Raw genomic sequence first — 6,942 nt, forward strand, 5'->3', positions numbered from 1 at the left:
CCGAACAGTGCGATCCGGTCGAGCACGCGGTCGGTTAACACCAGGTTCCAGTGCTGTTCGCCGGCCATTCTTGCAGAACGGGAAGCCTCGGCGGCTGACTGGCCACCGTCGCCCTGTTAGTCCGTTGCGTGCCGAGCTGCGAGGTGGCTGTCGGTAGTCTTCATTCGGTCGGACAAGCGTCACGACAATGGAGGTGGGACGGAGGATGGTCGCTGAACACGTCGTTACCGACTGCCTCGGCATCCTGCGCAGGCTGGTCAAGAGCAACGAGTTTGCCGTCGAGATTCAGCGACTGGCTCTCGACCCGTGGGCCGTGCCGATCAACGTGGTGAAGGAAGCGGCCCTCGTGGCGCGTGCGCGTGCACAGTACGAACCTATCGCTGACCTGCATGACCAGATCCACGCACACAAACAGATCCAGCCCAAGGCGTGGCCTGCTTCGTGGCAACCATCGACGCACCAAACGCACCTGCTGATGAGTGCCGCGCTGAGCTTGCTCGCCACGTTTCTTGTTGGGCCGCTCGTCGGAGACCTGCTCTGGGCTCCACTCAGTGTCGTACTGCCGCTGGCGCTCTTCGGCACGAGCATCACGCTGCTGCTATTGGGTCTGCCCCGATCGGTGCGCCAGTGGCTGTGGTGGGGGCAGGAGCACCTGCGCTTGGCTGCCGGTCTTCCCACACGCCGCTGGGAGTCCAGGAGGAGGTTACGGGACGAGGTTCTGATCCCCGAGTTGCGCGGTTGGCTCGACGCCCAAGCGAGTCCGACGTTCAGCACCACGCTGGAGCTGCGCAACACCCGAGGGTTGATGATGCCAGCCGGGCAGGGGCCTCTGGTCTCGGCCGACGCCGTGCGCGGCTGCACCCGGGAGATCAACAGGGGCATGCCAGCGGCGATCGGGATCGCCGGTACCCGCGGCGTCGGCAAGACGACGATCATCGAACGCGCGGTGCGCAACGACCTCACCGACCCGGAAAGAGCCCCCGTGCTTGGCGTGATGACGACCGCGCCGGTGCGCTACGATGCGCGGGACTTCGTGCTCCACGTCCACGCAAGCGCGTGCCGCGCCGTGCTGGACGAGTTGTCCACCGTCGAAGGTACGCGGAGCTCGGAGAGCCAACGACTCTGGGCACGCCGGTTTCGGCTGTACCGGTTGCGTTCCGCCGTCGTGAGCTGGCTGTTCGCGCTCGGCGGCGTCGGCCTCGTCGTCACCGTTGCCGCCGCAGTCGCTGTGCTCACCTGGGGATGGCACGGTGACCGCGGCGAGGAGACCATGCGGCGAGCGACCGCCTTCGAAAAGGACCTCGTGACCCGAACACGGGCGGTCCTGGAAACGGCGCCTCTGCAGGTGTTCGCCGTCGCGGCAATCGTGGTAATGGCGCTCGTCGCACTGTGGATCACGCTCAAGTCGCTCGTCCCGCCGCTGTTCAACAGTCTTCACCTGGTCACGGCAGCGCTGCTCAACTGGCTTGCACATCGGTCGAGCGCCGAGGAAGCCGCGCTGAGAGCCGTCGCTCGTCAGCACCTCCGCCGCATCAGGTTCCTCCAGACCCGCACGAGTGGCTGGTCTGGCAAGGTCGCCGGCATCGGCGGCCTCGAGCTGGTGCCGACAAGGAGCACGGCGAACGCGGAACAACCGCTTACCTACCCGGAGGTGGTCGAGCGGCTGCGGGAGTTCCTCGAACTGGTCGGTGATGTGCTGATCACCAGGACGGGCAGGCTGAGCGCGCTGGTCATCGCCATCGATGAGCTGGACAAGATCGCCGACCCCGACGAGGCCCACAACTTCCTGAACGATGTCAAAGGCATCTTCGGTGTCCGACACTGCGTCTACCTCATCTCGGTCTCCGAGGACGCCCTCGCGGCTTTCGAACGGCGCGGCATGCCAGCCCGGGACGCCTTCGACAGCGCGTTCACCTCGATGGTGCCTGTAGATCCATTCACCCTGTCGGAGTCTCAACGATGGTTGGCCCACCGCGCCCTGGGCATACCTAAACCGTTCGTCTGGCTCTGCCACTGCCTTTCCGGCGGCCTACCCCGAGACCTCGCCCGTGTGGCCATTGCGGTCCACGACCTCAGCGACACCCAACACACGCTCGGCGACTTCACGAGAGCGATCGTCACGGCGGACCTGGACGTCAAACGCCAAGCCTTCGTGCACGCCGCTCGTCAGCTGGCCGACCAGGGCAGCACTATTCACGCCCTGATCGAGTTTCTCCTCGCCCTATCCGCCACCCGGTGCACGAACTTGGTCGACGGGACGGCCTGGCAGCAACCGCTCGACGGCGACACGGACACGCCTCTGGCGCGGCTGTGGAGCGAGGTGCGCTGTTACGTGGCTTTCTGCGCGACCTTGCTCGAGGTGTTCACCGACGACATCGGCGAGCATCTCGACCTTCGGAGTCCTAGCTCCGGCAGTCTGTCGACGGTCGAGCTGCTGGCGGACGTCCGTCGCAGGATGTCGGTCAACACCCCACTGGCCGCACTGGCACTGGCGGATTTCCGCACGGGTCTGTCAAGTTTTGGCTCTGTCCCTGGTTGCGTGATCAACTTTCGTGACCTGGGCACCGGTGCTGATCGACTGTTTGCGATCATGGTCGGTGTGTGATCATCAGTGGTTGGACGTGCTGCTGCCGCATTTGGCTGGCGTGGTGGTGGAGCAGGTCGAGCGGACCGGTTCGGGTGTGCGGGTGTGGGCACGGGTCAAGGCGGAACATGGGATCTGTCCGTCCTGCAGTGGTCGGTCCCGTCGGGTTCATAGTCGTTATCACCGTGGGTTGGCCGATGGTTCGGTCGTCGGGCAGCCGGTGGTGTTGCGATTACAGGTGCGGCGGTTCTTCTGCGATACCAACGACTGTGCTGTGCGGACGTTCGCCGAGCAGGTCGACGACTTGACCGTCAAGCACGCCCGCCGAACAGTGTTGTGCCGTGCGGTGTTGGAGCACATCGGGTTGGCGTTGGCTGGCCGGGCCGGCTCGCGTCTGGCTTCCCTGTTGGGATTTGTGGCTGGCCGGAACACCCTGCTGCGCTTGGTGCATGCGCTGCCTGACCCCGAGATAGGGGCGGTGGCGGTGCTCGGTGTCGATGACTTCGCGATCAGACGAGGCCGCAAGTACGCGACCGTGGTGATTGACGCGGTCACCCACCGCCGCCTCGACGTGCTGCCAGACCGCAAGGCCGCCACTCTAGCCGCGTGGTTGCGTGAGCATCCCGGGATCGAGGTCGTGTGTCGGGACGGTTCGGCAGCTTATGCCGAGGCGATCCGCCAAGCCGTCCCGACGGCGGTCCAGTCCAGTGACCGGTGGCATCTGTGGCACAACTTGGCTGCGGCGGTGGAGAAGTGCGTGGTTGCCCACTCCGCCAGTTGGAACACCACCCCGCGCGCTCCGGACTCGGCGCTGGACGCACGCACCCGCAACCGGCACGCCGCCGTGCACGCCCTGCTCGCCCAGGGGGTCGGGCTGTTGGAGTGCGCTCGACGGCTGGGTTGGGCGCTGAACACGGTCAAACGCTACGCCCGCGCCCACAAGGCAGAACAGTTGCTGCGCCCGCCACGATACGGCGCTTGTCTGGTCGACGCCTACCGTGACCTGGTCCGGCAACGCCTGGGCGAGAACGTCCCAGTCACCACGATCCTGGCGCAGATCCGCGAACAGGGCTACACCGGCAGCGCCAACCTGTTGGTCCGCTACATCAACCAAGGCCGAGCCGACCCGAACGCGCCATGCCGTCACCGCGCCGGCTGGTCTCCTGGATCATGAGCAAACCCACCAACCTGCCCGACCACACCCGCCGCCACCTCGACGACCTGACCGCCAGCTGTCCCGAGATGACCACCCTCGCCACCCGAGTACGCGAGTTCGCCGATCTCCTCACCCAACGCCGCGGCCAAGACCTCGCCGACTGGATCACCGCCACCCGGCACGACACGCTGCCCGGGTTCGACTCCTACCTCAACGGCCTGGAGAAAGACTGGGACGCCACCGTCGCCGGCCTGACCCTGCCCTACAGCAACGGACCCACCGAAGGCGTTAACACAAAGAACAAACTGCTCAAACGTCAGACCTACGGCAAAGCAAGCTTCGCGTTGCTACGCAAGAGAATCCTCCTCACCTGACAACCCGTCCACAGGCACCTGCCAGGTAGTTGATCACGCAACCAGCGACAGAGCCGCTGATCTACCACTCCGTCCACCGCAACCCCTCCGCCCCCGAGTACTGGACCGACGAGATGGCGGTCGTGGACGCGGCCCCGCACGACTTCGACATCGCACGGTGGCTGTTGGCGGACGAGCTGTCGTCCATCCAGGTGTTTTCCGGGAAGCAGAACGCGTTCGCCGGCCGGTTGCGGGACCCGCTGGTCATGGTGCTGCGTACGCGCTCGGGCGCACTAGTCACCGTCGAGACCTCGATGAACGTCGGGTACGCCTACGACATCCGCGGTGAGGTGGTCGGCGAACGAGGAACCGCCGCGCTGGCCGACCCCGGACGCATCTCGACGCGATCCGACAACCGAGCCGGGACCGATCTCCCCGTCGACTGGCGGGAGCGGTTCATCGAGGCCTACGACGCCGAGCTGCGAGCGTGGATCGATGCGCTGACCGCTGGCGCGGAGCCGAGCGGACCCAGCTCCTGGGATGGTTACGCCGCACAGGTCGCCAGCGAAGCCGGTGTGCGATCGCTGAAATCGGGGGAGCGGATTGACATCTCGGAGATCGAACGGCCGAGCCTCTACGAGACCTCGCTGGCTATGTGTGGTGACCGTGCGTCAGAGCGGTCGTCAGACAGACGCGTCGATCCACATCCCGAGGCCGAGCAGGCTGAGATGCGGTCGTAGCACTGCCAATTAGGAGCACCTCGTTGTGGATTACCCCGTAGGTGCATCGATCTGACGATGCGCCAGCTCGATCCGTTGTCCGGGATATCGCACGCCGGCGCACCGCGCGATCGACACCTTCGGACCGCAGCTCGCGCGGCGCGCAAACGCCGCATTGACTCGGTCCCGATCGTTGACGGCGCTCTCCTGACCGTCCGCGACCCACCGGATCGCTCGATCCCAAGCGCCGTCGACGTCGGGAGAGGTGCCGTCCGCGGTGATGTCTTTGATCGGGAAACTGGCGCAATGGGAGTTTGACGGCGTCTCGACGGTGTGCCAGCCCTGCAGTGCGGTGGGACGTCGGCGAGGAGAATCCTCACCGCGGGCCTGTACGACTGCGAGACCTTCGACGCCCGCCTTGACGACCCCTCCTGGTCCGTCCCCGGGGACTGGACCCCGGTCGCCGTCGGCCACCCGCGACCCGACGACGCTCGTCGCCCCCCACGGGTCCGCCGGTGCGCCCCACCCAGGAGCTCGGCCCGGTCAGGATCGTCCGCAAGCCCGACGGCCGCCACCTGCTCGACTTCGGCCAGAACCTCGTCGGCAGACTGAAGATCACCGCCGACGGCCCGGCAGGCACCACGATCACCCTGCGCCGCGCGGAAGTCGTGTGGAGCATGCGCGGCAACTTCGTCGACATCCCTACCGACTGCCCCGCCCGCGACGAACGCCTCGGCTGGACCGGCGACCTCCAGGTCTTCGCCCCCACCGCGGCCTTCCTCTACGACTGCGCCGGCATGCTCGACTCCTGGCTCACCGACGTCGCGCTCGAACAAACTTCCCGACGGCACCGTCCCCTGGTACGTCCCGGTCATCCTCGGCGGCCCACAGTGGACCCGATCCGACCAGGCGCCGCGTGGAGTGACGTCGTCACCCTCACCCCGTGGGTGCTCTACCAGCGCTACGGCGACCTCGAACTTCTCCGCCGCCACTTCCCCGCAGGCCGCGCCTGGGTCGACCTCGTCACCCGCCTCGCCGGCCCGACCCGCCTCTGGGACACGGGCTTCCAGCTGGGGGACTGGCTCGACCCCGCCGCCCCACCCGACGACCCCGCCGCGGGCCGCACCGACCGCTACCTGGTCGCCACCGCCTACTTCGCCTGGTCCACCCGCCACCTCGCGTGGTCAGCGACCGAACTGAGCGACGCCGACGCCGAGGCGCACTACAGCTCGCTGGCGGACGAGGTCGCGCACGCGTTCCGGAACCGGTATGTGCTGCCGTCCGAACGCATGACCAGCGACAGCCCCACCACCTACGCCATCGGCATCGCGTTCGGCCTCCTCGACGACCCCCGCCGCAGCGGGGAAACGCCTGGCCGAACTCGTCCTCGCCGACGACGCCCGCATCGCCACCGGCTTCGTCGGCACCCCGCTCATCTGCGACGCCCTCACCGAGACCGGCTACCTCGACGTCGCCTACCGGCTGCTGACCCAGACCGAGTGTCGTCCTGGCTCTACCCGGTCACGCGGGGCGCCACCACGGTCTGGGAGCGCTGGGACGGCCTCCGCCCCGACGGCACCCTCAACCCCGGCGGCATGACCTCCTTCAACCCCTACGCACTCGGCGCCGTCGCCGACTGGCTCCACCGCGTCGTCGGCGGCATCACCGCCACCTCACCCGGCTACCGGACCATCCACTTCCACCCCCGCCCCGGCGGTGGGATCACCTGGGCCGACACCCGCCACGAGACGCCGCACGGCACCACGTCATTGTCCTGGCGGCTGACCTCCCAGGGGGATGACCGCACGTGTCACCGTGCCACCCGCAGCCGCGGCACCCTTGCGCTGCCCGGCCGCACCCTTCTGGAACTCGGCCTGAGCTTCCCCCTGTTGCCCGGACACCTGGCCTGAGGTGACCTGCGGTCACCAGGGAGGATGTTCTGGTGCCTGCACCACACCCGCCTGAGTTCCGTCGTCGTGCTGTCGAGTTGGCTCGTGAGGGGACCAAACCGGTCGCTGAGTTGGCGAAGGATCTGGGGATCAGCCAGTCCTGTTTGCGGAGCTGGATGACCCAGGCCGACACCGACGAGAACGGTGGCAGCGCGACCAGGTTGACGAGCGCGGAGAAGAA

5 protein-coding genes and 1 pseudogene are annotated in these 6,942 nt (G+C 67.2%); all 6 read left to right on the forward strand.

What is annotated here, in order from left to right; all coding sequences use genetic code 11:
* The first annotated feature begins 205 nt into the window (after nt 1-205).
* Entirely contained in the window at nt 206-2,605 is a 2,400-nt protein-coding gene (locus ACJ73U_RS02790) for a hypothetical protein (protein WP_407775903.1), read from the forward strand.
* A 16-nt stretch (nt 2,606-2,621) separates the two neighbouring features.
* Entirely contained in the window at nt 2,622-3,758 is a 1,137-nt protein-coding gene (locus tag ACJ73U_RS02795; protein ID WP_407775907.1) for an ISL3 family transposase, read from the forward strand.
* Nucleotides 3,755-4,114 (forward strand): transposase, encoded by a 360-nt coding sequence (locus ACJ73U_RS02800; protein ID WP_407775904.1) that lies wholly within the window; start codon nt 3,755-3,757, stop codon nt 4,112-4,114. The genes ACJ73U_RS02795 and ACJ73U_RS02800 overlap by 4 nt, the downstream gene beginning before the upstream one ends.
* Nucleotides 4,115-4,143: 29 nt before the next feature.
* Complete coding sequence (locus tag ACJ73U_RS02805) at nt 4,144-4,833, forward strand: Gfo/Idh/MocA family oxidoreductase (RefSeq protein ID WP_407775905.1); 690 nt, start codon at nt 4,144-4,146, stop codon at nt 4,831-4,833.
* A 494-nt stretch (nt 4,834-5,327) separates the two neighbouring features.
* Nucleotides 5,328-6,722 (forward strand): annotated as a pseudogene (locus ACJ73U_RS02810) (family 78 glycoside hydrolase catalytic domain).
* 32 nt (nt 6,723-6,754) lie between these two features.
* The coding region (locus ACJ73U_RS02815; RefSeq protein WP_407775906.1) for a transposase at nt 6,755-6,942 on the forward strand (188 nt) is incomplete at its 3' end.

Origin of the sequence: Actinophytocola sp., assembly GCF_045807065.1 — a bacterium.
In the GTDB taxonomy this organism is placed as follows: domain Bacteria; phylum Actinomycetota; class Actinomycetes; order Mycobacteriales; family Pseudonocardiaceae; genus Actinophytocola.

Bases quoted from the DNA above. Each gene is read 5' to 3' on its own strand.
- ACJ73U_RS02790 (WP_407775903.1), top strand. From the start codon at position 206: ATGGTCGCTGAACACGTCGTTACCGACTGCCTCGGCATCCTGCGCAGG.
- ACJ73U_RS02800 (WP_407775904.1), top strand. From the start codon at position 3,755: ATGAGCAAACCCACCAACCTGCCCGACCACACCCGCCGCCACCTCGAC.